The sequence below is a fragment of the Uliginosibacterium paludis genome (genome assembly GCF_039631355.1).
GTDB classification, from domain to species: domain Bacteria; phylum Pseudomonadota; class Gammaproteobacteria; order Burkholderiales; family Rhodocyclaceae; genus Uliginosibacterium; species Uliginosibacterium paludis.
The window spans coordinates 360,864-386,951 of the sequence record NZ_JBDIVF010000001.1 but is presented as its reverse complement, the minus strand read 5'-3'; the positions used below and the strand labels follow the sequence as shown (position 1 = coordinate 386,951).

Below are 26,088 nucleotides of genomic sequence, written 5' to 3'. Positions count from 1 at the left end.
GAAGCCAGGGAGTCCGGCATGCAAGGCAAGAGTGTGTGGGTGACATACGGCGTGGTGTTGGCCGTGATGGTGACGCTGGCCGGCTGGCTCGCGCATGGCGGGCTGGATGGGCGTTTCCCACTGGCCGGTGCGGTGGTGGGCGCGCTCGGGGCCTGGGGCGCACGCCGTTTTTCGCGCACCCTGGGGCGCAGTGGCGCCATTGCCACGGTGCTGGATGCGATGAGTGCGGATGGAGATCTGACCCGCCGGGTGGCCGAGGGCGAAGGTGAGTCCGGCCGGGCAGCCGCGGCGGTCAATCGCTTCGTGATGGCCATGCAGGGCGTGCTCGGCAAGATCGTTCAGGATGCCCAGCGCGTCAGCGATTCATGCTCCGTACTGCGCAAGGAAACCGACGGCGTGCTGGCTGCCGGTGTGGCACAGTCCGCTGCCGCGCAGACGACCAGCCAGGCGATCCTGCACATGCGCGAGCAGGTCCGGGCGGCCAGCAGCGAGGTGGCTGCGGCCGGTGTGCTGGCCGAGCAGGCCTGCTCGCTGGCGGAGGAGGGCGACCGCACGGTGCGCGAAGCGCAGGCAAAGATCGAATCGCTCGCGCAGACCGCGGTCAGCTCGGCCGAGCGGGTGAGCCGTCTGGGGGAGCGCAGCAAGCAGATCGCCAGCATGATCGCCGAGATCCATGAAATCGCAGACCAGACCAATCTGCTCGCACTCAATGCGGCCATCGAGGCTGCGCGTGCCGGTGAGCAGGGGCGTGGCTTCGCGGTGGTGGCGGACGAGGTCCGCAAGCTCGCCGAGCGCACGACACGGGTCACGACCGGCATTACCGGCATCACCGACAGCATGCGCAACGACACGGCCGAAGCCATCGAGGTTATCGGCAAGGGCAGTGAGCAGGCGCGGGAGGGCGCGCACAGCACGCAGCGCGCGGCCGAAGCGCTGACCGCGATTTTCTCGGGTGCCGAGCGCACCCGCGATCAGGTGCAGCGCATCGTGGAAGACATGGACCGGCAGGTCGCCGCCAGTGAAGCGCTGGATGCCGAGGTGCAGCAGATCCTGCGCCTGGCACAGGAAAATGCCGAGCGCATCGAGGTGGCCGCTTCCCACCGGCGCACGCTGGAGCAGCTGGCGGCCAGCATGAGCGAGGTGCAGTCGGTCTATCAGCTCGGCGAGGAGGGCAAGCGCGCCATGCGCGAGCATGGTGAAGTGCCCGGCGTGGCACGCGAGGCGGCGAAGAGCGTCGGTGAAATCCTGGAGCGTGCCGTCAATGACAAACGCATTACGATCGAACAGCTTTTCGATACGCACTACCGGCGCATCGAAGGCACCGATCCGGCCAAATTCCACACCGCCTTCGACACGCTGACCGACGAGCTCTTTCCCACCATCCAGGAGCCGCTGCTGGAGCGCTACCCCTATTTCATCTACGCCGGCGCGGTCGATCAGCGTGGCTACTTCCCGACCCACAACAAGCGTTTCTGCCAGCCGCTGACCGGTGATCGCGCGCGCGACATGATCGGCAACCGCACCAAACGCATTTTCGACGACCGCGTAGGCAGCCGCTGCGGCGCCCACGAGTTCGACTTCCTGACCCAGACCTACCGCCGCGACACCGGCGAAGTCATGTACGACATCTCCGCCCCCATCCACGTCTTCGGGCGCCACTGGGGCGGCTTCCGGATCGGTTTCCGGGCGCACGGCGTGGCGAAGTGAAGGCCGCTGCCGGCAGTCTGGTTTTCGAGGAGCGACCATGATGAATACAGACAGCCGGTCTGCCGCAATCACCCTTGCAACCGGAGGATTCCGGGGTGGCGCCTGCCGTGCGGCCTTCACGCTCGCCATGCTGCTCGTGGCAGGTGCGGCCCAGGCCGCAGGAGCGGTTGCCGAGGTGAATCCGGTGCGGCATTCCGGCGGCTTCGCGAAGCAGAAGAACAATCATGTGTTCCCGGCCAGCACGACGCCGGTGCTGCTGATGCCGCGTGAAACGCTGACCGATGCGGAGCAGAAAATCGTGCAGCAGGCCGAGCGCCTGGTGGAGGCCAACGCCACGACCGCGCTGCTGCTGGTCGATCACGGCCGGATCGTGTTCGAACGCTACAAGTCGCCCGCCGACGGCCAGTCTCCGCTGTTTTCGCAGTCGATGAGCAAGAGCCTCACGGCGCTCGTGATCGGCAATCTGCTCTGCCAGGGCAAGATCGCCTCGCTTGATGACCGTGCCGACAAATATGCTGATGTGCTGGCAGGAAGCGTTCAGGGCGAGGCGACGATCCGGAATCTGCTCACGATGAGCAGTGGAGTGAAGGACGCCATTTCTTCCGGCCAGCAGTATGAAGGCGAGCAGCTCGATCTGGCCCAGCAGCGCAGGTCGTCGATCGATGTCATCCGTCAATACGGTCTCCGCGATACCGCACTTTCCGGGCAGCCCCAGCCCTCCGGACAGGAGTTTCGCTACAACGCGGTGGACACCTATGCGCTGGCGATCGTGGCAGATGCGCTCGGTGGTTTCTTCAACGCCTTCGATGAAGCGGTGTGGCAGCCTGCCGGCACTGGGCAGCCTGGCTACTGGATTTTTGACAAGAGCGGCGCTGCACAGAGCGCATCGGGCTTCAGTGCGAGCGGTCGCGACTGGGCACGTCTGGCGATGTATTCGCTCAGGCAACTCAAGGCGGGCTCCGCCTGCATGCAGCAGTTCATGAAAGAGGCCGGCAGTGCGCAGTTGAAGAACTCCCTCAAGCGCGTGGGGGCGCGATTCCCGGCCTACGGCTACCAGATGTGGGTGGGGGACTTCGGCGGCAAGCCGAGTTACTGGTGGGTCGGTTACGGCGGCCAGCGTGTCGGCATCCAGCCGGACACCGAAAAGATCCTCGTCCTCACCAGCTATCGGGAAGACTACATGGACGCGGTGTACAAACTCTTTACCGAATTCCAGAAGCCGTAGGCGCACGCCATTCATGCGTGCAGGACTTCCCGCTGGGTTCCCCAGAAGGATGCCGTGTGCGCTGCAGCAAAATCCGCTTGACATGCCAATGGCAAGCCTTTTATCGTGCAGGCCTTCACCGATTCACCCCTTCTTTCCGGAGATACCCATGCCCCATACAACTGCCAGGGAATTCCTCAAGCGCTGAACGCGCCGGCGGTGGCATGTGCCTCCACCCGGTTGCTTCGGCACCGGGCCAGGAGAGCGGGAAGAAGTGTTCCGGTCGGAACAGCAAGCCCTGGCTTCACAGCCCGGGCTTTTCTGTTTTTACCGGAGTAAATGCCATGCCCATCAGCATGACTTTGAACAAGGGCCTCGTACCGGTGAAGGTATGGACGTCCGATCTCGAGCACGAGGCGCTGGCCCAGTTGCTCAATGTGTCTCAACTGCCCATCGTGCGCCATCACGTGGCCGCGATGCCCGACGTGCATGCCGGCATCGGCGCCACCGTCGGGTCCGTCATTCCTACCGCTTCGGCCATCATTCCCGCCGCGGTGGGCGTCGATATCGGTTGTGGCATGAATGCCGTGCGCCTGTCTCTCAAGGCGAGCGAGCTGCCCGACAATCTCGCGCGGATCCGCAGCTGCATCGAAGCGGCTGTGCCGGTCGGTTTCGAGCAGCACGCTGCCAGCAAGATGAAAGGCAGTGCCCTGCAGCGCAAGGCGCGTCGCCTGTCGGACCGGCTGGACCAGATTGTGGCGCGTCACCCCGGCATCATGAAGATGCAGCGACGCTTCCGCGACACCTGGATCTGTCAGCTCGGTACGCTGGGGGGCGGCAATCACTTCATCGAACTGTGCATCGACGAGGCACAGCAGGTATGGGTGATGCTGCATTCCGGCAGTCGCGGCATCGGCAACGTGATTGGCCGCTATTTCATCTCGGCGGCGCAGAAGGACATGCGGCGACATTTCACCCGTCTGCCCGATCAGGACCTCGCCTACTTCAGTGAAGGCTCCGAACTGTTCGACGACTATGTGTTTGCCGTCGACTGGGCGCAGGACTACGCGATGGAGAACCGGCGGATGATGCTGGACCTCGTGCTCGAGGCCATCCGGCCGATGCTGCCGGCATTCCGGCTGGAGAACGAGGCCATCAACTGCCACCACAACTATGTGGCGCAGGAAACGCACTTCGGCGAGCGCCTCTTCATCACCCGAAAAGGCGCGATCCGGGCGGGTGAGGGAGAGCTGGGCATCATCCCCGGCAGCATGGGAGCGAAGTCTTACATCGTTCGCGGGCTGGGGAACGCAGAGTCCTTCTGCTCCTGCTCTCATGGCGCGGGCCGGCGGATGAGTCGCAGCGAAGCAAAACGGCGATTCGACCGTTTCGATCTTGCGGCGCAAACCGAGGGCATCGAGTGTCGAAAGGATGGTGGGGTGGTTGACGAAATTCCCGCCGCCTACAAGGACATCGACGAGGTCATGGCGCATCAGCGCGATCTGGTCGAAGTGCTGCATACCCTTCGCCAGGTTCTCTGCGTGAAGGGCTAGCCATCATGCCGGCAGCATTCCCGTTTCGACGGGGCTGCCGGCTTTTTTTGCTCGGTCAGAACGACTTCACGTCACTCTTCGATATGTCGCAATACGCCGAGTTCCAGAATTCCCCCTGATTCACCTGCTTCGCGCCGGCGTTTTCCTCGGCCTTGGTTATGCCGGTGGCCTGTACGCAGACCTTCGGCGCGCCGAGCTTGTAGCCCTTGATCTTCAGGTTGCGCACCGTAGCCTTGTCGCCGTAGTTCGAGTTCAGGCGCAGCACATAGCCGGCAGTCACGCCGTCCGGTTTGACCACCGGGCCGTTGATGGTCACGTTGCTGGCGATCAGGTAGCGCGGCCCGCCGTTGTTTTCGCAGTTGCCACAGGAGGCCCACAGGCGCTGGATGCGGTCGTAGGTCTGGAAACCATCGAGGTTGATCGTGCCGCCCTTGCCGTTGTGCTGGAACACCTTGTCGTCCGCCGTGGTCGCCGAGCCGCCAACCACTTTCATGATCTTGCCCGTGCCGCCCAGCATCGTCGCCGCATCTTCACAGACGCCATCCCAGACGACGTTCGTCAGCGTGCAGCTGCCCACGCAATGCACGCCATCGGCGGCGGCACCTTTTTTGATGTGCACATTCTTCAGGCTGGCTCCATCGGCGAGCACGAAAACCGGCTGCTGCGATTCCGACTGTCCGTCGCAGGATGTGCCGACCGTCGCACCCCCGTAATCCTTCGTGCCGGTGATCGTGGTGGTGGCCGACGCCGTCGTGAGTGAAGCGGCCAGGCAAAGGCCGAGCAGAAGCTTGCTGTACATGGTTTGTCTCCAGTGTTCTGGTTTTTTGTGTGCAAGAGGCTTGCAGGCCGCATTCTGAAGACTGGCGCGGTGCGGTGCAAATGATTGATGCGGCGACTGAAAGTTTCAGGCGTCATGTCTTTGGCATTGGTGCGGCTGAAGTCGGCAGAAGCAACACACTGCCCTGCATTTGACGCTGGTCGCGAAGTCACGTCGCTAAACCTTCATCCTTGAGCCGCCACGCAAGGCGCTTGGACAACAACGATGCCGTACGCGGTGTTGGCGAAGTATTCCGAAATCAGCCGGGAGCAGAGCAAGTTCGGCGTGGAGCGCAAGCTTGTGCGCCTGGATACGGTGGCGCTGCGTGAGGGCGAGCGTGTCGAAGTCTGTCGCCCCTGATGGCTGACCCGAAGGAAGTGCTGTGCAAGCGGGCAGAGGAAGGCAAGGCCATGAAGAAGGGGGTGCGGCGAGCTCTGACCGGCGTAGCAGGGCGCGCCCCCTCGGGTTCGTGTCTGCCCTTGCCTGGTTTCCGACGCGGGCTGGAAGCCAGCCGACCCTAATCGAGATGCACGTCCAGCAGCGCTTGCGGCAGGCTCTTGCGCAGCTTGTCGGCCTTTTCGGGCTGAGACAGATACTTCACCAGGCATTCGCTGCGGGCCTTGCAGAAATCCCCGAAGGGGTCGGTTCCAGGCGCTATCGGTGTGTGCTCATCCTGGATGTAGTCCTGCTTGACCGGGCAGTGCGCCTCGCTGAGGATTTCGTCGGTAAGCACACGGTCGCCGAAGCTGATGGCTGAGACCTTGGCTGATTCCAGATAGTGGACGATCTCGATGTCGCCGCAGTAGTCCTGGGAAAATTCGCCAACTTGCACGAGTGCCTTGCGCCAGTGCGTTCCGGCTGCTGTTTCGACGGCGTAGATGCTGGTGAAACCTGCATTGAGGTCGGCCAGCGCGAAGGTCCGGTCGCTCGGGTCATGGCGGTCCTGCATTTGCGACAGATACGCGGCCGTCAGGTGGAGGCTTTGGCCGTTAGCGAGCGGAAGCATGAAAGTCCGGAGCCCCAGGTTTTCATCGAACGAGCCGGTGCTGTCTTCGTAAGGGAGACTGGCGCCCACGGATTGTGGGTAGGCCGGCACTGGCGGGGACGGTGGGAATTCGTCCTTGCTCTCAGCGGCGGGAGTGGTGGGAGGGAGCTGCTTGTCCCGACAGGACGCAGTGATTGCCAAGAGCAGGCTACAGGTCACGATGACCGGGACTTTGCGCCAGAGCGCCGGGTTGCGAAACAAGTGCAGCCTCCTGGAAGTGCCGGTTTGACTTGTCCTTCGCATGACGCGGCGCCACTCCGGAGAGGGGCGCCGCGTCACCACTGCGGCTGATCAAGCTCAGCGGCTGATCGGCTTGTAGCGGATGCGGCGGGGCTTGGCCGCTTCTTCACCCAGACGCTTCTTCTTGTCTTCTTCATACTCGGTGTAGTTGCCGGCGAAGAAGGTCCATTGCGATTCGCCTTCGCAGGCGAGGATGTGGGTGGCGATGCGGTCGAGGAACCAGCGGTCGTGCGAGGTCACCAGCGCGCAGCCGGAGAACTCCAGCAGCGCGTCTTCCAGCGCGCGCAGGGTTTCCACGTCCAGATCGTTTGAGGGTTCGTCGAGCAGCAGCACATTGCCGCCCTGCACCAGCGTCTTTGCCAGATGCAGACGACCGCGCTCACCACCGGAGAGTTTGCCGACGATCTTGGCCTGGTCGCCGCCCTTGAAGTTGAAGCGGCCGATGTAGGCGCGGCTGGGCATCTCGAACTTGCCGACGGTCAGCACGTCAGCACCTTCGGCCACGGCATCGAACACGGTCTTGCTGTCGTCCAGGCCTTCACGGGTCTGATTGACGGCGGCGATCTTCACGGTGGAGCCAAGCACGATCTCGCCGGAATCCGGTTTCTCCAGCCCCTGGATCATGCGGAAGAGCGTCGATTTACCGGCGCCGTTCGGGCCGATCACGCCAACGATGGCTCCGGGCGGAATCTGGAAGGAGAGGTTGTCGATCAGCAGGCGATCGCCAAAGCCCTTGGATACGCCATTGAAGTCGATGACCTGATTACCGAGGCGCTCGCCCGGCGGAATGAAGATTTCCTGGGTTTCGTTGCGGCGCTGGTACTCGACGCTGCTCATTTCTTCGTAGCGGGCCAGACGCGCCTTGCTCTTGGACTGACGCGCCTTGGCGCCCTGACGCACCCATTCCAGTTCCTGCTTCATGGCCTTGCGGTGGGCGTCTTCCTGCTTCTGCTCGGTGGCCAGACGCGCCTCCTTCTGCTCCAGCCATTCGGAGTAGTTGCCCTTCCAGGGAATGCCTTCGCCGCGGTCAAGTTCGAGGATCCATTCAGCGGCGTTGTCGAGGAAGTAGCGGTCGTGGGTGACGGCCACCACGGTGCCGGGGAAGCGCACCAGGAACTGCTCCAGCCATTCGACGGATTCGGCGTCGAGGTGGTTGGTCGGCTCGTCCAGCAGCAGCATGTCCGGCTTCGAGAGCAGCAGCTTGCACAGCGCCACGCGGCGCTTTTCACCGCCGGAGAGCGGCCCGATTTTGGCGTCCCAGGGCGGAATGCGCAGCGCGTCGGCGGCGATCTCGAGCTGGGTTTCCACGTCCGCACCGCTGGTGGAAATGATGTTCTCGTACTTGGCCTGCAGCTCGGCGAGCTTGTCGAAGTCGGCATCCGGCTCGGCGTAGGCGGCATACACCTCTTCGAGCTTCTGCTTGGCTTCCATGACTTCGCCCAGCGCGGATTCGACTTCCTCGCGCACGGTCTTGTCCGGATCCAGCACCGGCTCCTGCGGCAGGTAGCCGATGCTCATGTTCGGCTGCCATTGCACTTCGCCGTCGTATTCCTTGTCGACGCCGGCCATGATGCGCAGCACGGTCGATTTGCCCGAGCCATTGAGGCCCAGCAGGCCGATCTTGGCGCCGGGGAAGAAGGAGAGGGAGATGTCCTTGATGATCTGACGCTTGGGCGGAACAACCTTGTTCACGCGCAGCATCGACATGACGTACTGGGCCATTGTGTGCAGTCCGGGGAAAAGATGGATCGGAAACGCGCCATTTTACTTGGCGCGGGGAGCGAGGGCGAGCGCTTCAGGCTGCGCCCGGTGAGACCCGGCGGGCATGGAAGCCGGCACGGTAGCGAACCTTGCTGCCGCTGAAGGCCAGCGCCGGCAGGCGGCCGTGCAGGGTGGCAACCGGGAGATGGCGGATCTGGATCAGGGCATCGTTGCGCAGATGGCGGCTGATCTGGCGCGCAAAGCCGAGGCGGGCCGCGAGCGGCAGACTGGCCGGCGCGAAGCGGCGGGCGCAGGACGCCCAGTGCTGGCGCATGGTGGCGCGCAGCTCGCGCAGGGCGGCATCGTGGATGTCGAGCTGCCAGTCCTGCTCCAGCAGGGCGACCAGCAGGATGCTGTCGGCGCGCAGATCGTGATGCACCCAGGTGCGGGCGAGATGCAGGCGGCCACTGCGGGTGCGCTGGTGCCAGTCCGGGCTCGTCACGCGGATGACGTCGGCTTCGGGCTGCGGGCCGGGCTGGCCGGCGAAGACCAGCAGGTAGGGGCTGTCGGCGTCGAAAGGCAGGTCACGCTGCTGCAGGCAGTGCAGCGTGTCGAGGTAGAGAAAGCTGGCGGGCGCGGGCATGGCCGGATTATGCCGCAGGAATGATCCGGCCCCCGCCGGAACGTTTCAGCGCGGGGCGAACTCCCGCATCAGTTGCTGGCCCTGGTCATTCAGGAAGGGCGCGACGGTTTTCCAGGGCAGGGTGTGCTGGTCGACACAGCCGATCGCCACATGCGCAACGCCGGGCTGGAAGACCATGCCGGCCGGCGTGGGCCAGCTGACCCAGCCGAAGGACTGGCGCACGGCTTCGAGGCATTCCGGTTCGCCCTTGCGGTAGGGCGCGATCAGCAGCTTGCCCAGCGCGCTGCCGGCGGAAATTTCCCTGGCATACGGCGGCTTGAACCAGTTTTCGGGCTTCAGCTCGGTGCCGCTGCGGCGATCCAGCACCACGGCGCCGTCACCGCCGTCGGGATGCGCACCGCCGCAGTCCGTGGCGCTTTGCCAAGCGAGCACGACGAAAGCCGGTGAAACATGAAGCAGCTTCTCGTGGCTTTCGAAGGACCACATGTCGCGCGAACCGGGCTCGCGATCCGCGACGCCCGCGCGGCATTCGAAGCGGGCGGCGAGTGATTCGTCCAGACGTTTTTCCAGCGCCTGACCGAGCGGAGACGGCTGTGTTTCGATCAGCCGGACGCCGCTGACCGCGCCCTTGAATGCAGAGACTTCCTGCCAGCGCAACCCGCCGGTGTCCTGTGCTGCGCCGGCTTCGCGGGGCAGGGCTAGCAGTCGTGGCTGCAGGAAGGCGGCATCGCTGCAGGCGTCCTTCCCCGAGGATTTGTCGGCGAGGGCAAGGCGTGCGAGGCGGATCGGCGTGGCGGACTTGCCCTTGCTGGTCGTCCAGTCGCCTTCGAGCGTTTCGGCACTGATCTGATTCAGTGTCCAGCGGCCGGTGAGCCGGGCGCTGCCCAGGCTCTCTTCGCGCCATGTGTTGTGGCCCTCGGGATTGAGCACGAGATCATTGTCATGCTTCAGGTAGTAGTAGAGCCCGCTGCCATCGGCATTGAAGCAGGCGACCGCATCCTGCTTGCCGATGCGACCCTGCCAGAGTCCTGCAGGCGAGGGGCTGGCCTGAACAGCGGCGGACAGCAGGGCGAGCGTGAGAAGGCTGACGAGGCGGGGCATCGGTAGGCGTGCGGTGTGTGTGGGCGGGCTTGCAGTATGCACCGTGCCACACATGCCAGGCCGGTACAGCGGCCCGGCGGGCAGACGGGTCAGCCCGGCGTGGCGTTTTCGCCGCCGGGTTTGCCTTGATCCGTGGCCCGCAAACCGCGTGGCATCTTGCGGCGCTCGCGGATCTGGATGGTTTCCTGCAGGTGAAACGCTCCGGCGATTTCGCCGGCCTTCAGGTCGCTCACCACGCCGTAGCGTTTGCCGTCAGTGCCGGTCTGGATGCTCACATGCAGCGGCTTGTCGCTCGGCCAGTCAGGCTTGCAGGCAAGGAAGGCGGACAGAATGCGGGACTCGAGGCTGTCAATCATCGTGCGAGCCTCCATGATTCGGAGCGGAACCCGTCGGCATCCAGACGACAGCTGCCCGGGCCCAGCCGGCGCTTCCATGCTGTCTCGGCTTCGCGATAGTCGGCACGGCGCTCGGTGATGATCGAACCCGGGATCACGGCAAAGCCCGTTGATCGAAGGGCGCGGATTTCCTCGCTGATCCGACGTTGCACCGGGCGGGTGGTGATGCCGCGTTTTTCGCAGCGCACGCCGGCCGCGTTTCCGATCCTGTAGGCGTATATCCATCCGGCATGCGCCGGGAGGCTCGGCAGGGCGAGCAGCAGACCGCAGGCGAGGCGAGCGGCTCGCACGACGATTCCCGGAATGCGGAAAGTGCGCTCGGGCGGCCTCACCGGCTTACCGATCCGGATGCGCTCGACACGGCAGCGGCTGCCTGCGCGCTGAAGCCGGATGACCCCGTCTCGGCGCGTGCAGGCACGGTCAGCGTGAGCAGGACGATCAGCAGCAGGAAGGAGGCGAGCAGCCACGCTACGCCGCGCATGTAGTCCGGACGCTGCCGACGGGGGGGCCGGATTGATCGACACATAGTGGAGGTTGCCGCGCATGTCAGTGTTCCTTAGCGGATGGCCCTGAGGATGAACCACAAGGCAAGCAGGATTGCGAAAGTCGGGTGGATGAAGAAGGCGATGATCAGAATGAGAAACCGCATGTCATTGATTCCTGCCTCCCGATGGGGCGTCAGGGGAGCGGCGCACGCTCAGATCACCTGCGCTGCCTTTGACGATGAGCGCGTGCTCGCCCCGGCCCTTGCCGGCAAGCGGCTGTGCAGGCACTGACACCTCAAGGCCGGCCGCGTGGGTCTTGCCGGCCCAGGCGATCAGCATCAGCCCCGCGGCGATGGCCACCAGGGCGCCGAGGGTGTGGAGCACGAGCCGGTAGGCGCCACGGCGTTCGGCCTCGCGCCGCTCGGTCACGCGAGCCTGTACATGACCGATGTTTTCGGGTCTGCGGCTCGGCTGCCTGATCATTGGCTGAAGTTCAAAGGGGCTAGGGTCGTGTCTCATCGTTCAGCCTCGGGCTGTTGGATCGATGGTACGAACCTTAGGCCGGATATCCGGTATCAGATAGCGTAGTTCTGCCTCAGTCTGTTACGCGCCGGTCATGTCGATGCAGGATGCGATGGCGGCTGTGCGGGCGCAGGAGGTCGAGTTGCGTGGGGCGGTCTTTCGGTTCGGATGCCATGGATGACTGCGTCATTTCAGGCGGATAGCGAGCCGGCCGGGTGCCGCGCGGAGACGCGTCGGCTTCATGCTGTCTGCGGTGAGTTGCACTGCAGGAGGCTGCCCGCGCCCGGCCGGTGTTGCAGCACTGGCGGGCGGGCAGAGGGGCGCGTCGGTTGCTGGCGCTCACCATCGGGGGCGTTTGCGGCAGGAGGAGGATGCCGCGCATGCCGCCGGAAGTCGTCGCCTGGCGTCAAGCATCTCGGGTGTGCGTCGGCGAAGAGCGGTTTTGCAAGAAAAAAAGACCCGGCGTCAGGCGCCGGGTACAAGAAAACTCGCAGTGGGGTGGTGACTGTGGGAAGTGTCCGGGCAGCCGTGGGAGGACGGTCTGGCGGCCCGGACGACTTCAAGCCACCGAACTGAGCAGGGATACTTTTGTCCGGTCGGCCTCCTTTCCTGGTTGATTCGGGGATTCGCTCCGGGCCGAGGGCTCCAGAGCCTGGACTTCGCCACTGATCTGACCGCCCGCTTCGATGAGCAGGCTGCCGTAGCGGATCGTGCCGCGAACACGACCGGTGGCATGGATGACAAGTTTTTCGCGGGCAGTGAGCTCGCCCTCGAAATTGCCGTGGATCTCCGCCACGTCGATGCTGACCTTGCCGGCGAACGCGCCCTTTTCGGCGATGCGCAGCACACGGCTGTCCATCGTCGCCTCGACGCGTCCTTCGACCACCAGGGTGTCGCAGTCGAGAATCTCGGCGCCCTTGAGTTTCACGTCAGGCCCGACGATGAGGCGGCTGGGGGAGTCGGTCTGGACTTCGGGCTTGGTGACGGCGGCGGGGGTGCTCATGGGGCTCTCCGGTGCGGTGGTGCGTTGCGGGGCGCTGGCGACAGCTTCGGTGGCAGGGCGTGACGATTTGTCTGCACGCGGCTGGAGAGGGGGATAGGCGCCCGGCGTGTGGGTCACGCGGGTCTGCTTTTCTGGAATCGGGTCAGGGCTGCGGGATTGCAGGACTCTGGGAAACATCGGCTCACTCTCCTTTGTTCGGTTTCGCTCGGGGGCTGTGAGGGCTTGCATTCAGCCAACGGGAATCCTGTTCGCAGCGAGTGTGCCAGTTTGTGAAAAGCCTTTTATTTCAGTGTCTTGGGGTGTTTATGGTGTCGTGCGGAGGGCTCGGTGCTGTCGTCTGTCGGCGACAGTCTGAGGAGGTGCCCGGCGCAAAGCCTGATGGGGTGGGGCGGGGCGCTGTCGCAGCTTGGCGACAGCCTGGTCAGCCCGCTACGCGCCGGCCGCCAGGCGCGGGCAGGCAGGGGCGGTCCGCAAGGCTCAGTGTTCGCCGCTTTCGGGCTTGAAGGCGCCGGCCTCGAGGTGGTGGCGCGAGAGCAGGCGGTAGAACTCCGTGCGGTTGCGCTGGGCGAGCCGGGCTGCCTGGCTGACATTGCCCTCGGTCAGGCGCAGCAGGCGGATCAGGTATTCGCGCTCGAATCGGCGGCGTGCTTCCTCGAAGGACTCGATGGCGCCTCCGTCGCCTTGCAGCGCGCGCAGCATGAGGCTGGCCGGAATCACCGGTGTGGTCGACAGCGCTACGGTCTGCTCCACCACATTGAGCAGCTGTCGCACGTTGCCGGGCCAGGGCGCGGAGACGAGCAGGGTCATCGCTTCCGGCGAGAAAGTGTTGACCGGGCGCTGGTAGCGCGCCGCGAGCCGCTGCAGGAAGTGCTGGGCCAGCAGCGGGATGTCTTCACGCCGCTCGGCGAGCGAGGGGATGGTCAGCTCGACCACGTTCAGCCGGTAGTAGAGATCCTCGCGGAAGCGGCCTTCCGCGCGCGCCATGTTGAGGTCGCGGTGGGTGGCCGAGATGATGCGCACATCGACCGGAACACTGCGCGTCGCCCCGACCGGGCGGACTTCGCGTTCTTCGAGCACACGCAGCAGCTTCACCTGCAGGGCTGCCGGCATGTCGCCGATCTCGTCAAGGAACAGGCTGCCGCCGCGGGCCGACTGGAAGAGCCCGTCGTGATCGCGATGGGCGCCGGTGAAGGCACCTTTTACATGGCCGAAGAGTTCGGATTCGAGCAGCTGCTCGGGGATGGCGCCGCAGTTGATCGCCACGAAAGGCCGGGCCGCACGCGGACTGGCCTTGTGGATCGCGCGGGCGGCGAGTTCCTTGCCGGCGCCGCTGGGGCCGTGGATGAAGACGCTGACTTCGCTGGCGGCTACGAGTCTGGCCTGCTGCAGGAAGTCTTCCATGATCGCGCTGCGGGTCAGGATCGCCGAGCGCCAGGATTCCCCAGCCGGCTCGCTGCCGCCGCCGGCCTGGCCCACGGCACGCTGGATCTGGGCGATCAGCTCGGCCGCGTCATAGGGCTTGGTGAGGTAGCCGGACACGCCGCGCCGGGTCGCTTCGATGGCTTCCGGAATGCTGCCGTGTGCGGTGAGCACGATCACCGGCAGCGAGAGATCCTGCTGGCGGACGGCATCGAAGAGCGCGAGCCCATCCATGCCGGGCATGCGCAGGTCAGTCACGACGATGTCCGGACGCTGCGAGGCGAGTGCCGCGAGCGCGGATTCGCCGCTGGTGCTGCAGCGCGTGTCGAAGCCGCTCGCCTTGAGCCGGATCGAGAGCAGGCGGAGCAGGTCGGGGTCGTCGTCAACCAGCAACACCCGGGTGTTGCCGGCAAGGTTTTCGGCGGTATTCATGGATTCTTGGGGCGCTCCTGGATGCGCAGCTCGATTTCACGCAGGGCATCGAGTTTCTGCTTCATGGCCTCCGCAGCCTGCTGCTGCTCGCGGAGTTTCTGCTGGGTGGCGGACTGGTTTTCATCGGCGCGACGCAGCTCATGAAGCAGAGGCAGCAGGAGTTGTGCCAGCGGATGCAGGCGGCCGCGGCCGGTGCTCTCGCCGGGCGCTACATCGAGCAGGGCAATGGCGCGTGAGCGATCGCCCGCGGGCGGTGCGGCCAGCGCCAGCATCAGGGCGAGCTGCAGGCGGTTGATCTCGGTGCGGTGGGCGGCGTAGGCCTTGCCCAGCACCTCGAGCTCGGCGGCCTGCTCGGCTGCGCTCAGGGTGCGGTAGCGGCCGGCGAGGGCGAGGTAGTCCGGCTCGGCCGGCGTGGGTGGCAGCGAGATCAGCGGGGGCGGCGTGGCGGAGCGCTGGGCTTGCAGGCCGGCGCAGCCGGTGAGCGTGAGCAGGAGCAGCAGGGCCGGAAGGCGAAGGGCTTTCATGACAGGTTTCCGTTGGCGGGCAGGCTGACGCGGGCGAGGGTGCCGCGTGGCGGGTTGGGCAGCAGCTCCACACTGCCGCCATGCAGGGCGACGAGTTCGCGCACGATCGAGAGGCCCAGGCCGCTGCCCTTGACCGCGCTGCCTTCGGGCGGCGGCCCCTGCACGAAGGCGTCGAAGATCCGGGCGCCCAGCTCGGCCGGCACGCCCGGGCCGCTGTCGCGCACCTCGATCACGATCCGCTGGCGCACGGCACGCGAGGCGAGTGTGATGCTGCTCTCGGCCGGGGCGTACTTGATGGCGTTGGAGACGAGGTTGTCCACGATCACGCGCAGCTTGTCGCGGTCCGCCACGAGCGGGTGGCCATCACTGCCGATCTCCAGCCGGATGCCGCGTGCCGAGGCCGCCAGCTTGTGGTCGGCGGCCACCTGCGCCAGCACTTCGCCGGGCTGCAGCGATTCGCGCTGCATATGCACCGGCGCCGAGCGCAGGCCGCTGTAGTCGAGCAGGTTCTCGATCAGCCGGCGCAGGCGCTGGCAATTGCTGGCCAGAATCGCCACCACCTCCTGCTGGCCGGACGTCAGCGGGCCGATGAGCTTGTCCTGCAGCAGGGCCGTGCCTTCCTGCAGCGCGGTGAGGGGCGTCTTGAGCTCGTGGGAGACCTGATGCAGCAGGCGCGTTTTCTGCGCGTCGAGCGCCTGCAGGCGGTTGCGCAGCCAGTCGAGCCGTTCGCCGAGCACGACCATGTCACGCGGTCCGGTAATGCTGACGGGCGTGTCGAGCCGCCCCTCGCCCATGCCGCGCATGGCACGCTCGAGCTGGCGGAAGGGGTGGCGGATGAGCACGGTCAGCAGCACCGCCAGCAGCAGGCTGGCCGGCACCAGGGTCAGCAACAGGCGCAAGAGCTGGCTGCGGGCCGCAGCGGCTTCCTGCTGCAGGGTGGCGATGTCGAGCTCGATCCGGCTGTCCGCGTCGCGGACGATGCCCGCCGCCGCTTCGTCCAGCCGGGCAAAGCCGCCTTCGACCCGTGCCTGGCGCTGCCGGAGCTCGGTGCTGGCGGTGTTTTCCAGACTCTGGCGGATCTGCGCTTCCTCGTCATGCAGACCGTGCAGCGCAGCCTCGATGCCCAGGATTTCCGCATGCTTGGCGAGCCGTGTGCCGGTGGCCTGGAAGGCTTCCCGGCGCAGGTCATAGGCGGTGAGCCCGGCGGCGTCGCCGAGCACCAGTTGCTGGCGGGCGAGGCGCTCGAGCGCGGTGAGGTGGTCAGCCAGCGCCCGGCTGTCGCGGGTGATTTCGGTCGCGCGCAGGATGGCCGTCTCGCTGCGCAGCGAGATCCGGTTCAGCGAAAAATACGCATCCAGCAGCGCGAGCACCGGCGGAAGGGCCACCAGTACGAAGCCCAGCAGCAGGATGCCGGGCAGTGAGAGCGGATAGGAAGGAGCTCGCAGGCGCATGGGAGGGCAAGGCGTGGGTTGGCCCGTTGGCCTGCCGGGCCGCCGGGAAGGAGGATGTCTTTCCTTGTAGCAAATCGGGCGCGCGTGCGCAGCCAGGAGCGGAGGAGCGCCGCCGCGCGCTGCCGGCCGGCCATCGCGTGCCCTTCCGCCTGCCGCCGCGGCGCGCGTTCTCTCGCGGCGAACGCGCTGAAAATGGGATAATGGCAGGATGACTACGAATATTACCCCTGCCCAGCTGGATGCCGCCGCGGAAGTCCTTGAGGATGTCCTGCGCTTCCAGTACCCCGCCGACAGCGTGCTGTCCGGTTTTTTCCGTGCCAACAAGAAAATCGGTGGTCGCGACCGTGCCTTCATCGCCGAGGCCGTGTATGGCGTGCTGCGCAATCTGCGCCAGCTGCAGGCCGTGCTGGGCGAGTCCACGCGTTCGCGCAAGCTCGTGCTGGCCTGGCTGCTGCGTGTGGAAGGGCTCTCGCAGCGCCACCTGGCGCCGCTGCTGTCGAAGAACGAGGCGGAATGGATCGTCGAGGTGAAGTCGGCCGGCTGGACCGCCACGACCCTGGGCGAGCGCACCAACATGCCGGACTGGCTGGCCGCTCGCCTGGCCGCACAGTACGGCGAGGCCCGCGTGCTGGAACTGGCCCAGGCCTTCAACCGCCCGGGGACGCTCGACCTGCGCGTCAATCCGCTCAAGGCCGAGCGTGACGCCGTGCTGGCGCGTTTCCGTGAAGAAGGGATCGCCGCTTCGGCCTCGCCTTACTCGCCGCTGGGCATCCGCATGGACGGCAAGATCGCCCTGCAGAAGCATCCGCTGTTTCTCGACGGCAGCATCGAGGTGCAGGACGAAGGCTCGCAGCTGCTGGGCTTTCTGGTGGCCCCCAAGCGCGGCGAGATGGTCACCGACTTCTGCGCCGGCGCCGGTGGCAAGACGCTGCTGCTGGGCGCGCTGATGCGCTCGACCGGTCGCCTGTATGCGTTTGACGTGTCCGAGAAGCGTCTGCAGAAGGCCAAGCCCCGTCTCGCGCGCGCCGGACTCTCGAACGTGCATCCGGCCGCGATCGACAGCGAGAATGACGCCCGCATCAAGCGCCTGGTCGGCAAGATGGACCGCGTGCTGGTCGACGCGCCCTGCAGCGGCTTCGGCACCCTGCGTCGCAACCCGGACCTCAAGTGGCGTCAGACCGAGCCCGGCGTGGTCGAGCTGACCAGCAAGCAGGCGAGCATTCTTGCGTCAGCTTCGCGTCTGGTGAAGAAGGGCGGCAGGCTGGTCTATGCGACCTGTTCGCTGCTCGAAGCCGAGAATGACGCCATCGTGGATGCCTTCCTCGCGGCGCATCCCGAGTTCCGCCAGATCCCGGCGAACGAAGTGCTGGCACAAGCGAAGATCGGGCTCGATACCGGTGAGCGCCTGCGCCTGGATCCGGCCACGCATGGCACGGATGGTTTCTTTGCCGCGGTGCTCGAACGCACGGCCTGATCCCGGAGCAAGCGTCGATGGATTTTCTGGATGATGTCATCGCACTGCTGAGCCACCCGGCGACGCTGCGCGAGATGGGGACGCTCTTCGTTCTGCTCGGCAGCGCCTGGCTGATTGCCGGCTGGCTCAAGCCCAAACCGGGCGTGATCACCAAGCTGCGCGGCCTGCGCTCGGTGGCGTTCCCGATTCTGGGCATCCTGTCTGTCGGCGCTTTCCAGATCTATGCCGTCAATACCCATTGGCGGCTGCACTTTGCGCCCACCATCGTGAGCCTGCTGTGGGCGATGATCGGTTTGCGCATCGTCCGCTTCGTGCTGCAGCGGGCCTTCCCGCGTGCGCACTGGGTGCAGACCTTCGGCCGCGCCGCGGCAACCGTGGTGTGGACGCTGCTCGCACTCGATCTCTTCAATGTGTTGCCGGAAATCATCGATTGGCTCAACGGCTTCGTGATTCCGATGGGCAAGAACCACATCACCCTGTGGGAGATCATGCAGGGCTTCGGCTCGGTGGCCGGCTCACTGCTGGTGGCGCTGTGGCTCGGCGGCCTGATCGAGTCGCGCCTGCTGGCCATGAAGGGCGTGGATTCCAGCGTGCAGGTGGTGCTCTCGCGCGTGGCGCAGGCGGTGCTGATCCTGATGGCGGTGCTGATCGGCGCCGAGCTGGTCGGGCTGGATCTCACCGCGCTGTCGGTGTTCGGCGGCGCGCTCGGCGTGGGCCTGGGGCTGGGCATGCAGAAGATCGCGAGCAGCTATGTGTCGGGCTTCATCATCCTGCTCGACCGTTCGATCAAGATCGGCAACCTGATCCAGGTGGGGAACGATCGCGGCGAAGTGCTCAACATCACGACGCGCTATACCGTGCTGCGCTCGCTGGCAGGCGCTCACTTCATCGTGCCGAACGACACGCTGGTGGGCTCGACGGTGCAGAACGATTCCTTCGTGACGCCCAACACCCGCGTCGCGGTGCAGGTTCAGGTGGCTTACGGCACCGATGTGGAAGCGGTGCTGCCGATGCTGCAGGAAATCGGTGCCCTGCCCGAACGCGTGCTCAAGGATCCGGCTCCGATGGCCTATCTCGTCTCGTTTGACGACAGTGGCATGACACTCGAGCTGGGTGTGTGGATCGCCGATCCTGGAAACGGCACGATGGGTCTGAAATCCGATCTCAACCGTGCCATCCTCAAGCGCTTCCGGGAGGCCGCGGTCGAGATTCCGTTTCCGCAGCGTGAAATCCGTCTCCTCGGTACGCAAATAGCTGATTCATAAAGGGCTTGTGGCGTGGAACTTGCCTGACCCAGGCATGAAAGCGGGCTATGATGAACCCGCCTGTCGTGTCTCCGGGTCGCGCATGCCTTCCAGCCAGTACAGCTCACTGATGCACCCTTTCACCCTGGGTTTCCGTGACCGGAACCTGGAGCGGGCGTTCGTGGCCTGGAATCTGCCGCGCACGCTGGACCAGGGGCGGGTGGCACTGTTCATTGGCGGCCTGATCTACCTGATGATGGGCTGCCTCGACAATCTCTTCGTGCCGGTCGAACGCCAGCAGGACGTCTGGGCGATCCGTCTGGGCACCGGCTGGGTGCCGCCCTTCCTGCTCCTGCTGAGCTATTCCAGATGTTTCGGACGCGCCTGCCACGTTCTGCTTGCCAGCAACGGGCTGGTGGGCGGACTCGGTCTGGTGGCGATGATTTCCGTCCTGCCGCGCGAATCAGCCGCCTATTACTACCCGAGCCTGATCCTCATCACGTTCTACATCTACAACTTCAGCGGCACGCGTTTCATTCACGCCTTCTGCGCCGATCTCGCGCTGATCGCGAGCTACAACTTTGCGCTGGGCCATCTGGGCGGCATGCCGGTGCATGTGCTGGCGAGCCAGGATTTCTTCATTGTTTCGGCCAATCTCATCGGCGGCGCGGCCGGCTACATGGCCGAGTACCAGCGCCGCATGCTGTTCCTGCAGAAGCGGGATATCGAAGCAGAGCGCCAGCTGCATCTCGATCGCTCGATGCACGACCGGCTCACCGGCCTGCCCAATCGCGAGCTGCTGTACGACCGGATCAGCCAGGCGCTGAGTTTTGCGCTGCGCGAGGGCACGCACAACGCCGGCTACTTCATCGATCTCGATGGTTTCAAGCAGATCAATGACCGCTTCGGTCATGAGGTGGGGGACCGTGTACTGAAGCTCGTCGCCCAGCGTCTGCGCGAGGTCGTGCGCGAGGCCGATACGGTTTCGCGACTGGCAGGGGATGAGTTCTTCGTGCTCGCACGCGGACTGGAGAGCGTGGGCGAGGCGAGGCGCCTGGCGGTCAAGATGCTGGCCAGCCTGTCACGCAGCGCACCGGATCTGCCCGACGGACTGCGCCTGTCTGCCAGCGTGGGCGTCTGCCTGTTTCCCTGGCCGGGCGTGAGCGTGGCCGGCATCATCGATCAGGCGGATCAGGCCATGTATGAGGCCAAGCGACTGGGCAAGTCCTGCTACGCGATTGCCGGAGAGCCCGTCGATGGCGGACAGGGCAAATGCCTGTCCGCTACCGCGCCGGGCGAGCACTGAGCGGCTCAGCTGGCCCGGTTGGTCGCCGAGACCAGCGCCTTGAGTGACGCCTCCACGATGCTGGTCGAGCAGCCGGCACCGAATACCGTGCCCGGGCGATCCGGGACGGTGATCTCGACGAAGGCCATCGCGCGCGCATCGGAGCCGGCGCCGATCGAACGTTCCTCGAAGCTGTGGATGGCCGCATTGGCCGCCAGGGCATCGAGGGCGGCCGCAAGGGGTCCGTTGCCGCAGCCCTTGATGCTGCAGATCGTGCCGTCGCGTTCTATTTCCAGCGCGATGCCGTGCTGCTCGCGGCTTTCATCCAGGCGGTGATCCAGCAGACGGACCGGACGCTCCGCCTCGAGGTAGGTGGCGCCGAAGAGTTTCCAGATTTCCTCGGGCGTCATCTCGGCGCCGGTGTCGTCCATGTGCTGCTGCACGACGCCGGAGAATTCCACCAGCATGCGGCGGGGCAGGGCGAGGCCGTAGGCGGTTTCAAGCAGCCAGGCAATACCGCCCTTGCCGGACTGGCTGTTTACGCGGATGACGGAGTCATAGCTGCGGCCGAGGTCGCGCGGGTCGATCGGCATGTAGGGCACTTCCCACAAGGCGTCGTCTTTCTGCACCGCGAAACCCTTCTTGATCGCGTCCTGATGCGAGCCGGAGAAGGCAGTGAACACCAGGTCGCCCACATAGGGATGGCGCGGATGGATCGGCAGGCGGGTGGACTCCTCCACTACCCGGGCGATCTCGTTGATGTTCGAGAAATCGAGGCCCGGATCGATGCCCTGGGTGTAGAGATTCAGCGCCAGGGTGACGAGATCTACATTGCCGGTGCGCTCGCCGTTGCCGAAGAGGCAGCCCTCGATGCGGTCCGCCCCCGCCATGACCGCGAGCTCTGCGGCAGCGACTGCGGTGCCGCGATCATTGTGCGGATGCACTGAAATGATCGTGGCATTGCGTCTGCTGAGATGGCGGCACATCCACTCGATCTGGTCGGCATACACGTTCGGAGTGGCGCCTTCCACCGTAGCCGGCAGGTTGAGGATCATCGGCCGCTCGGGGGTGGGCTGCCACACATCGGCGACGGCCTCGGAAATTTCGAGCGCGAAGTCGAGTTCGGTGGAGCTGAAAACCTCCGGGCTGTACTGGAAGACCCACTCGGTTTCGGGGCGTTGGGCGGCGAGATCCCGGATCTTCTTCGCGGCATTGACGGCGATTTCGATGCAGCCGGCACGATCAACGCCGAACACTGTGCGGCGGAAAACCGGTGCCGTGGCGTTATAGACGTGCACGATGGCGCGCCGGGCGCCTTTCAGGGATTCGAAACTGCGCTCGATAAGGTGGTCGCGCGCCTGGGTCAGCACCTCGATCGTTACATCCTGCGGGATGCGGTCTTCCTCGATGAGGCGACGTACGAAATCGAAATCGGTCTGGGAGGCAGCGGGAAAGGCGACTTCGATCTGCTTGAGGCCGACGCGGGTCAGCATTTCGAAGAAAGCAATCTTGGTGTCGACCGACATCGGTTCGAACAGGGCCTGATTGCCATCGCGCAGATCGGTGCTCATCCAGATCGGTGCGCGGGTGATGGTCTTGCCTGGCCATTGGCGGTCGGCAAGCTCGACGGGGGCGAAGGCGGCGTATTTGGTGGCGGGATTTTTCAACATCGACATGATCTGTTGCTCCATTGCGTTCGGAATTCGGGTGAGGTGACCGGAATCGGGGCGACGGGCAGCCACGAAGTCATGGCCCGGCGCCCGGGGCGCAGTCGCAGCAGGGAAGCAGACAGAGCAATCATGGAAATCTTCCGCAGGAAACGGACGTGCAGACGCACGGAATCTGCCTCGGGGGCAGGGAAACGTAATCGGAGCGAAGGGGGAGGGGTCTTATCTGCGCGGGCGGCGCAGCAGACGCAGCTCGTCGGACTTGATGCGCAGCGGTTGCAGGCGGCGAGCCTGACGATCGCGCAGGACCTTGAAGAGTTCAAGGCCCAGACCGAGGGAGAGGAGCAGAGCGAGGGCGAACGAGAACGTAGCCATGACTGAACCATATCCGGGCGGCCTGCGTTGCGTCAAGCGGGGGCGGATTGAATTTCACAATCCTTTCCATTGCACCTCAGGCACCCGCCTGAATGAAGACTTGTGTGGCAGCCATCCGAAGTGCGGGTGGGGTTTGGTAAGATCGCGCACCGTCCGCGCTTCACGAGCCCGCTTCCCGGCTGCCTTTCATGCTGTTTCCCACTGTTGAATACGCCCTGTTTTTCATGCTCGCACTCTGTCTGGGCTGGGGCCTGCTGCGCTGGCACCGCGCCCACAAGCTGGCGCTGCTCGGGTTGAGCTATGTGTTCTACGGTTTCTGGGACTGGCACTTCGTGCCCATGCTCTTCGGCCTCTCCTGCTGGGCCTGGCTCTGCACGCGCGGCATCCAGCATGGCCGGCTTCGCCGGCTCTGGCTGATACTCGGCGCCGGCGGCAGCCTGGCGCTGCTGGCCCATTACAAATACACCGCCTTCTTCCTGCAGAACCTGGCTGATCTGGCTTCCGGACTGGGTTTTCGCCCCGGAATCGAAGTCGAATCCCCGATGTTGCCGCTCGGGATTTCCTTCATGACCTTTCATGCCATCTCGCTGATGATGGATGCCTGGCGGCACAAGCTCGAAGACAAGGTCGATTTTGCCGACTCCCTGCTCTACGTGGCTTTCTTCCCGCAGTTGATCGCAGGCCCCATCCTTCGCGCTTCGAGCTTCCTGCCGCAGCTCAGGCAGCGTCCGGATCCGGCCCGCATTGAAACCGGTCGTGCGCTGCTGCTGATCGTGGTCGGTCTGTTCAAGAAAGTGGTCATCGCGAACACGCTGGCCACGCTGCTGGTGGACGACGTGTTCGCCAATCCGGCGGCCATGAGCGCCAGCCAGGTGCTGCTGGGTATCTATGGTTACGCGGCCCAGATCTATTGCGATTTCTCCGGTTACACCGATATCGCGATCGGATGCGCGCTGCTTCTGGGTTACCGTTTTCCGCTCAACTTCGATGCGCCTTATGTCTCGGCGTCTCCCCAGGAATTCTGGCGGCGCTGGCATATCTCGCTGTCGAGCTGGCTGCGTGACTATCTCTACATCCCGCTGGGCGGCTCGCGCAACGGTGCGTGGCGTACGCAGCTGAATCTGGTCATCACGATGCTTCTCGGTGGCCTGTGGCATGGCGCTGCCTGGAATTTCGTGGTCTGGGGAGGCTGGCATGGTCTGCTGCTGGCCGGGCATCGCCAGTGGGAGGCCCTGTGGCAGGGGCGAGACTGTGCCTGGCGGGCGTCGGGCTGGTGGAAGTGGACGGCGCGCGTGCTGTGCTTCCATGCCGTTTGTCTGGGCTGGATTTTTTTCCGGGCAGCCAGCTTCGGTGAGGCATGGGCTGTCCTGAGCCGTCTGTTCGAGGGGGTGTGGTCTTCTGATCTGGCGCCCGGTGTGCTGCTGTGCGCGTTGGCCGGCATCGGTCTGCAGTTCCTGCCGGACCGCTTCCTGCTCCGCATGCAGCTGATGTCGATGCGCCTGCAGCCCGTCCTGCACGGGCTGGCTTTTGCGCTTGCGCTCGTGATCATCGAAGTGCTGGGGCCCAGTGAGCCGGCACCTTTCATCTACTTCCAGTTCTGATCCGATGCTGCACCGTTTCCAGCCCGTCTCACGCATGTTCCTCACGCTCGCCGTTGCTCTGCTGGCAGGCGTCGTACTGGAGGCAGAGGGCCTCAAGATCTGGGCCGAGCGGCTGGAGCTGGGAGCGCTCCGAACGTTTTCGGTGCCGGTCACCGAGCGCTGGCATGAGTTTGCGCAGCGCTTCGGCGCCGAGCAGCCGCGCCGTCTGGCCCTGACGCTGAAGGCTGACTGGGCCGACGGGCTGGCTCCTTCCCCGGCCGCTGGTGTGGCGGAGGTCGCAGACCGGGCAGCGCCGCCCGCCCCTCAAGCGCAGACGGCAGATCCTGAAGCTGTTGCTTCGAGTCCTGTCGCGACCGCCTCGGCTGTGCAGGAAGCCGGCTCGCCGCAACCGGTGTTGCCGGGCAGTGCTCCGCTGGTGCTTGGCGTGCCCGCTTCGGCAACCCAGATCGTCCTGGCCGGCGACTCGATGATGGCGGTGGGGCTCGCCCCGGTCCTGCGGCGTGGTCTGGGCGTGAATGTGGTCAAGGCCTATCGTTCCGGGACCGGACTTGCCCGGCCCGAAGTTTTCGACTGGCTGGAGCAATACCCCAAGATGGTAGCTGGCGCCAATCCGGTGCTGGTGATCTGCGCCCTCGGCGCGAACGACGGCCAGAACGTGCAATCAGGCAAGAACGTGCTCACCTTCGGCACGCCGGAATGGGACGCTTTCTATCGCGAGCGCCTGACCGCCTATCTCGGCTTGCTCACCAGGAATGATCACAAGGTTCTCTGGATCGGCATGCCGCTGATGCGCTCGCCCGCCTTCGCCAAGAAGATGAAGCACATGAATGCCCTGGTCCAGGATGTGCTGAAGGCCTACCCGCAAGTCAGCTGGCTGGATCCGGATCCGGCGCTCGGCTACGACGAGGCGGTGTTCGCGCAGTACAAGCCGGATGCGCGCGGCAAGATGATCAAGCTGCGCGCGGATGACGGCATCCACATGACCGATGAAGGTGCAGCTTTCCTGCTGCCCGGCATCCGGACCTGGATGCAGCACCAGTTGCCGCAGCCTGAGCGCACCGTAGCTGTGAGCGCTACCCCAGGAAGCTAGAACGATCAGTGCCTGCAGGGGTCTTCGATGCGGGCCTCGGCAAACGGCTTGCCGCTGGGCCAGGTTCCGAGGTAGCGATTCTCCGGAGCGGTCCGGCTGAACAGTATCGAGACGTCAGCGCCCGTCGACACATGATCCAGCAAGCCGAGGCTCAGACGCCAGAAACCATGGAAGTCGAGCTGATTCAGCGAGGCTGAGGCTTCGAAGTCTTCCGTGCCGGCGATCTGAGCGGGCACGGCTGCCGAGCTGTCCGGGAAGTCGTAACGGCTGTCCGGCGAACCCGGGGCGCCATGGCCGGCCATGACCTTGCGCCCTTCGTCGGTGTCGGAGGGCAAGAGCATCAGGTTCCGGTGCTCCGCTGGCACGTGACAAAGGCGCGCCGCAATGGCGCGTGCCGTCGGCACGCCGATGCCGGTGTCTGCGGCACCGCTTACCATCAGGACGGGAAGGCGGGACGGGAGGGACTCGACTGGTCCGATGATGCTTGCAGCGCGCTCTCCGTGCGCCACATGATGCGCATCCCCCGGAGACACCAGCATGAGCGCGGTGGGCGCTGGCAACCCGTAGCCGGCCGGATCGAGGGCGAGATTGAGCGATATCGTGGCACCCATCGAAAACCCCCAGTAGAGCACCTTGTTTCGATCGATGAGGCCCGGATTCATTGCGTCCAGCACGGTCAGCGCGCGGGCGGCGGCATTCGCCGCCTTGCGGGTGATCTGCTGAGGCGCGGTTTTGTCACCATCCTGATAGACCGGGTAGATCACGACCGAGCCGCGTCTGACCATCAGATCGATCAGCCCACCGAAGTTTTTCGGATTCATGCCCAGCCAGCCGTGATTGAAAATCACCAGGGGCAGGCCCGCCGCCGCGCGGGCCGGTTTGAATACGTAAGCCCTGTCGGATGCATTGCCGACGGCCATGACGTCCACATCGGTGTAGCGGCGCTGCTGCTGCCAATAGGCCGGGCTGAACGAGGCAGGCTGCGCGATGACGCTTGCGCCCGGCAGTACGAGGGCCAGGGTCAGAACGAAGCGGGGGATGAGTCGTGGCATGGCGGCGGGAAAATGGGTAATGCGTGGAGGGCAGGACTTTACAAGCCGCAGCCTCCAG

25 protein-coding genes are annotated in these 26,088 nt (G+C 65.1%); 9 read left to right on the top strand and 16 right to left on the bottom strand.

Features of this window, described 5'->3' with window-relative positions:
- The first annotated feature begins 18 nt into the window (after window positions 1-18).
- The 3 genes from ABDB87_RS01855 (at window position 19) to ABDB87_RS01845 (ending at window position 4,464) form a co-directional block, all read left to right on the top strand.
- Window positions 19-1,707 carry a methyl-accepting chemotaxis protein gene (locus tag ABDB87_RS01855; protein WP_345923572.1) on the top strand — a complete coding sequence of 563 codons (1,689 nt, stop codon included), beginning with the start codon at window positions 19-21 and terminating at the stop codon, window positions 1,705-1,707.
- Between the two features lie 37 nt (window positions 1,708-1,744).
- Entirely contained in the window at window positions 1,745-2,932 is a 1,188-nt protein-coding gene (locus ABDB87_RS01850) for a serine hydrolase domain-containing protein (RefSeq protein WP_345923569.1), read from the top strand.
- A 323-nt stretch (window positions 2,933-3,255) separates the two neighbouring features.
- Complete coding sequence (locus ABDB87_RS01845) at window positions 3,256-4,464, top strand: RtcB family protein (protein ID WP_345923567.1); 1,209 nt, start codon at window positions 3,256-3,258, stop codon at window positions 4,462-4,464.
- A 55-nt stretch (window positions 4,465-4,519) separates the two neighbouring features.
- On the opposite strand, the gene ABDB87_RS01840 is transcribed toward ABDB87_RS01845, so the two are convergent.
- Window positions 4,520-5,263 (bottom strand): pectate lyase, encoded by a 744-nt coding sequence (locus ABDB87_RS01840; protein ID WP_345923565.1) that lies wholly within the window; start codon window positions 5,261-5,263, stop codon window positions 4,520-4,522.
- Between the two features lie 243 nt (window positions 5,264-5,506).
- On the opposite strand from ABDB87_RS01840, the gene ABDB87_RS01835 reads away from it, so the two are divergent.
- The gene (locus ABDB87_RS01835) at window positions 5,507-5,641 is read left to right on the top strand and encodes a ubiquitin family protein (RefSeq protein WP_345923563.1); all 135 of its coding nucleotides are present in this window, start codon (window positions 5,507-5,509) and stop codon (window positions 5,639-5,641) included.
- 157 nt (window positions 5,642-5,798) lie between these two features.
- Here ABDB87_RS01835 and ABDB87_RS01830 read toward each other — a convergent pair whose 3' ends face one another.
- The 12 genes from ABDB87_RS01830 to ABDB87_RS01775 form a co-directional block, all read right to left on the bottom strand.
- On the bottom strand, window positions 5,799-6,527 hold the full coding sequence (locus tag ABDB87_RS01830; protein ID WP_345923561.1) for a hypothetical protein: 729 nt from the start codon (window positions 6,525-6,527) through the stop codon (window positions 5,799-5,801).
- Window positions 6,528-6,623: 96 nt separating this feature from the next.
- Window positions 6,624-8,288, bottom strand: a complete 1,665-nt coding sequence (ettA, locus tag ABDB87_RS01825) for an energy-dependent translational throttle protein EttA (protein WP_345923559.1) — start codon at window positions 8,286-8,288, stop codon at window positions 6,624-6,626.
- Between the two features lie 73 nt (window positions 8,289-8,361).
- The gene (locus ABDB87_RS01820; RefSeq protein WP_345923557.1) at window positions 8,362-8,910 is read right to left on the bottom strand and encodes a hypothetical protein; all 549 of its coding nucleotides are present in this window, start codon (window positions 8,908-8,910) and stop codon (window positions 8,362-8,364) included.
- A 45-nt stretch (window positions 8,911-8,955) separates the two neighbouring features.
- A complete protein-coding gene (locus tag ABDB87_RS01815) occupies window positions 8,956-10,011 on the bottom strand; it encodes a hypothetical protein (RefSeq protein ID WP_345923556.1) in 1,056 nt (351 codons plus the stop codon).
- Window positions 10,012-10,100: 89 nt separating this feature from the next.
- A complete protein-coding gene (locus tag ABDB87_RS01810; protein ID WP_345923554.1) occupies window positions 10,101-10,367 on the bottom strand; it encodes a hypothetical protein in 267 nt (88 codons plus the stop codon).
- Entirely contained in the window at window positions 10,364-10,696 is a 333-nt protein-coding gene (locus ABDB87_RS01805; RefSeq protein WP_345923552.1) for a GIY-YIG nuclease family protein, read from the bottom strand. The genes ABDB87_RS01810 and ABDB87_RS01805 overlap by 4 nt, the downstream gene beginning before the upstream one ends.
- A 38-nt stretch (window positions 10,697-10,734) precedes the next feature.
- Entirely contained in the window at window positions 10,735-10,887 is a 153-nt protein-coding gene (locus ABDB87_RS01800; protein ID WP_345923550.1) for a hypothetical protein, read from the bottom strand.
- Window positions 10,888-11,056: 169 nt separating this feature from the next.
- On the bottom strand, window positions 11,057-11,374 hold the full coding sequence (locus tag ABDB87_RS01795) for a hypothetical protein (RefSeq protein WP_345923548.1): 318 nt from the start codon (window positions 11,372-11,374) through the stop codon (window positions 11,057-11,059).
- Window positions 11,375-11,972: 598 nt separating this feature from the next.
- Window positions 11,973-12,593: a bactofilin family protein gene (locus ABDB87_RS01790; RefSeq protein WP_345923547.1), complete on the bottom strand. Its 621-nt coding sequence runs from the start codon at window positions 12,591-12,593 to the stop codon at window positions 11,973-11,975.
- A gap of 300 nt (window positions 12,594-12,893) precedes the next feature.
- Window positions 12,894-14,267, bottom strand: coding sequence for a sigma 54-interacting transcriptional regulator (locus tag ABDB87_RS01785; protein ID WP_345923545.1), 1,374 nt, complete (start codon window positions 14,265-14,267; stop codon window positions 12,894-12,896).
- Window positions 14,264-14,791 carry a hypothetical protein gene (locus ABDB87_RS01780; protein WP_345923543.1) on the bottom strand — a complete coding sequence of 176 codons (528 nt, stop codon included), beginning with the start codon at window positions 14,789-14,791 and terminating at the stop codon, window positions 14,264-14,266. The genes ABDB87_RS01785 and ABDB87_RS01780 overlap by 4 nt, the downstream gene beginning before the upstream one ends.
- Window positions 14,788-16,242: a sensor histidine kinase gene (locus ABDB87_RS01775; protein ID WP_345923541.1), complete on the bottom strand. Its 1,455-nt coding sequence runs from the start codon at window positions 16,240-16,242 to the stop codon at window positions 14,788-14,790. The genes ABDB87_RS01780 and ABDB87_RS01775 overlap by 4 nt, the downstream gene beginning before the upstream one ends.
- A gap of 208 nt (window positions 16,243-16,450) precedes the next feature.
- On the opposite strand from ABDB87_RS01775, the gene ABDB87_RS01770 reads away from it, so the two are divergent.
- Genes ABDB87_RS01770 through ABDB87_RS01760 form a run of 3 tightly spaced genes read left to right on the top strand, consistent with a single transcriptional unit; the run spans window position 16,451 to window position 20,266 of the window.
- A complete protein-coding gene (locus ABDB87_RS01770; RefSeq protein ID WP_345923539.1) occupies window positions 16,451-17,716 on the top strand; it encodes an RsmB/NOP family class I SAM-dependent RNA methyltransferase in 1,266 nt (421 codons plus the stop codon).
- Window positions 17,717-17,733: 17 nt separating this feature from the next.
- Window positions 17,734-18,981, top strand: a complete 1,248-nt coding sequence (locus ABDB87_RS01765) for a mechanosensitive ion channel family protein (RefSeq protein ID WP_345923537.1) — start codon at window positions 17,734-17,736, stop codon at window positions 18,979-18,981.
- A 34-nt stretch (window positions 18,982-19,015) separates the two neighbouring features.
- Complete coding sequence (locus tag ABDB87_RS01760) at window positions 19,016-20,266, top strand: diguanylate cyclase domain-containing protein (protein ID WP_345923535.1); 1,251 nt, start codon at window positions 19,016-19,018, stop codon at window positions 20,264-20,266.
- A 5-nt stretch (window positions 20,267-20,271) separates the two neighbouring features.
- Here the strand turns inward: ABDB87_RS01760 and leuA are convergent, their stop codons facing one another.
- Both leuA and ABDB87_RS01750 read right to left on the bottom strand, forming a co-directional pair.
- Entirely contained in the window at window positions 20,272-21,915 is a 1,644-nt protein-coding gene (leuA, locus tag ABDB87_RS01755) for a 2-isopropylmalate synthase (RefSeq protein WP_345924663.1), read from the bottom strand.
- 219 nt (window positions 21,916-22,134) lie between these two features.
- The gene (locus tag ABDB87_RS01750; protein ID WP_345923533.1) at window positions 22,135-22,287 is read right to left on the bottom strand and encodes a hypothetical protein; all 153 of its coding nucleotides are present in this window, start codon (window positions 22,285-22,287) and stop codon (window positions 22,135-22,137) included.
- A gap of 188 nt (window positions 22,288-22,475) precedes the next feature.
- Here ABDB87_RS01750 and ABDB87_RS01745 point away from each other — a divergent pair, with 188 nt between their 5' ends.
- Entirely contained in the window at window positions 22,476-23,888 is a 1,413-nt protein-coding gene (locus tag ABDB87_RS01745; RefSeq protein WP_345923531.1) for an MBOAT family O-acyltransferase, read from the top strand.
- Window positions 23,889-23,892: 4 nt separating this feature from the next.
- Window positions 23,893-24,978 (top strand): SGNH/GDSL hydrolase family protein, encoded by a 1,086-nt coding sequence (locus ABDB87_RS01740; protein ID WP_345923530.1) that lies wholly within the window; start codon window positions 23,893-23,895, stop codon window positions 24,976-24,978.
- 5 nt (window positions 24,979-24,983) lie between these two features.
- On the opposite strand, the gene ABDB87_RS01735 is transcribed toward ABDB87_RS01740, so the two are convergent.
- Window positions 24,984-26,030, bottom strand: a complete 1,047-nt coding sequence (locus ABDB87_RS01735; protein WP_345923528.1) for a dienelactone hydrolase family protein — start codon at window positions 26,028-26,030, stop codon at window positions 24,984-24,986.
- Between the last annotated feature and the right edge of the window lie 58 nt (window positions 26,031-26,088).

Excerpts from the sequence above, each read along its gene's own strand:
- ABDB87_RS01735 (WP_345923528.1), bottom strand. The coding sequence starts at position 26,030 with ATGCCACGACTCATCCCCCGCTTCGTTCTGACCCTGGCCCTCGTACTG.
- ABDB87_RS01795 (WP_345923548.1), bottom strand. The coding sequence starts at position 11,374 with ATGATCAGGCAGCCGAGCCGCAGACCCGAAAACATCGGTCATGTACAG.
- ABDB87_RS01810 (WP_345923554.1), bottom strand. The coding sequence starts at position 10,367 with ATGATTGACAGCCTCGAGTCCCGCATTCTGTCCGCCTTCCTTGCCTGC.
- ABDB87_RS01845 (WP_345923567.1), top strand. The coding sequence starts at position 3,256 with ATGCCCATCAGCATGACTTTGAACAAGGGCCTCGTACCGGTGAAGGTA.
- ABDB87_RS01835 (WP_345923563.1), top strand. The coding sequence starts at position 5,507 with ATGCCGTACGCGGTGTTGGCGAAGTATTCCGAAATCAGCCGGGAGCAG.
- ABDB87_RS01790 (WP_345923547.1), bottom strand. The coding sequence starts at position 12,593 with ATGTTTCCCAGAGTCCTGCAATCCCGCAGCCCTGACCCGATTCCAGAA.
- ABDB87_RS01820 (WP_345923557.1), bottom strand. The coding sequence starts at position 8,910 with ATGCCCGCGCCCGCCAGCTTTCTCTACCTCGACACGCTGCACTGCCTG.
- ABDB87_RS01840 (WP_345923565.1), bottom strand. The coding sequence starts at position 5,263 with ATGTACAGCAAGCTTCTGCTCGGCCTTTGCCTGGCCGCTTCACTCACG.
- ABDB87_RS01760 (WP_345923535.1), top strand. The coding sequence starts at position 19,016 with ATGAAAGCGGGCTATGATGAACCCGCCTGTCGTGTCTCCGGGTCGCGC.
- leuA (WP_345924663.1), bottom strand. The coding sequence starts at position 21,915 with ATGTTGAAAAATCCCGCCACCAAATACGCCGCCTTCGCCCCCGTCGAG.
- ABDB87_RS01770 (WP_345923539.1), top strand. The coding sequence starts at position 16,451 with ATGACTACGAATATTACCCCTGCCCAGCTGGATGCCGCCGCGGAAGTC.
- ABDB87_RS01775 (WP_345923541.1), bottom strand. The coding sequence starts at position 16,242 with ATGCGCCTGCGAGCTCCTTCCTATCCGCTCTCACTGCCCGGCATCCTG.
- ABDB87_RS01750 (WP_345923533.1), bottom strand. The coding sequence starts at position 22,287 with ATGGCTACGTTCTCGTTCGCCCTCGCTCTGCTCCTCTCCCTCGGTCTG.
- ABDB87_RS01745 (WP_345923531.1), top strand. The coding sequence starts at position 22,476 with ATGCTGTTTCCCACTGTTGAATACGCCCTGTTTTTCATGCTCGCACTC.
- ABDB87_RS01815 (WP_345923556.1), bottom strand. The coding sequence starts at position 10,011 with ATGCCCCGCCTCGTCAGCCTTCTCACGCTCGCCCTGCTGTCCGCCGCT.
- ettA (WP_345923559.1), bottom strand. The coding sequence starts at position 8,288 with ATGGCCCAGTACGTCATGTCGATGCTGCGCGTGAACAAGGTTGTTCCG.
- ABDB87_RS01780 (WP_345923543.1), bottom strand. The coding sequence starts at position 14,791 with ATGAAAGCCCTTCGCCTTCCGGCCCTGCTGCTCCTGCTCACGCTCACC.
- ABDB87_RS01855 (WP_345923572.1), top strand. The coding sequence starts at position 19 with ATGCAAGGCAAGAGTGTGTGGGTGACATACGGCGTGGTGTTGGCCGTG.
- ABDB87_RS01740 (WP_345923530.1), top strand. The coding sequence starts at position 23,893 with ATGCTGCACCGTTTCCAGCCCGTCTCACGCATGTTCCTCACGCTCGCC.
- ABDB87_RS01850 (WP_345923569.1), top strand. The coding sequence starts at position 1,745 with ATGATGAATACAGACAGCCGGTCTGCCGCAATCACCCTTGCAACCGGA.
- ABDB87_RS01800 (WP_345923550.1), bottom strand. The coding sequence starts at position 10,887 with ATGCGCGGCGTAGCGTGGCTGCTCGCCTCCTTCCTGCTGCTGATCGTC.
- ABDB87_RS01785 (WP_345923545.1), bottom strand. The coding sequence starts at position 14,267 with ATGAATACCGCCGAAAACCTTGCCGGCAACACCCGGGTGTTGCTGGTT.
- ABDB87_RS01765 (WP_345923537.1), top strand. The coding sequence starts at position 17,734 with ATGGATTTTCTGGATGATGTCATCGCACTGCTGAGCCACCCGGCGACG.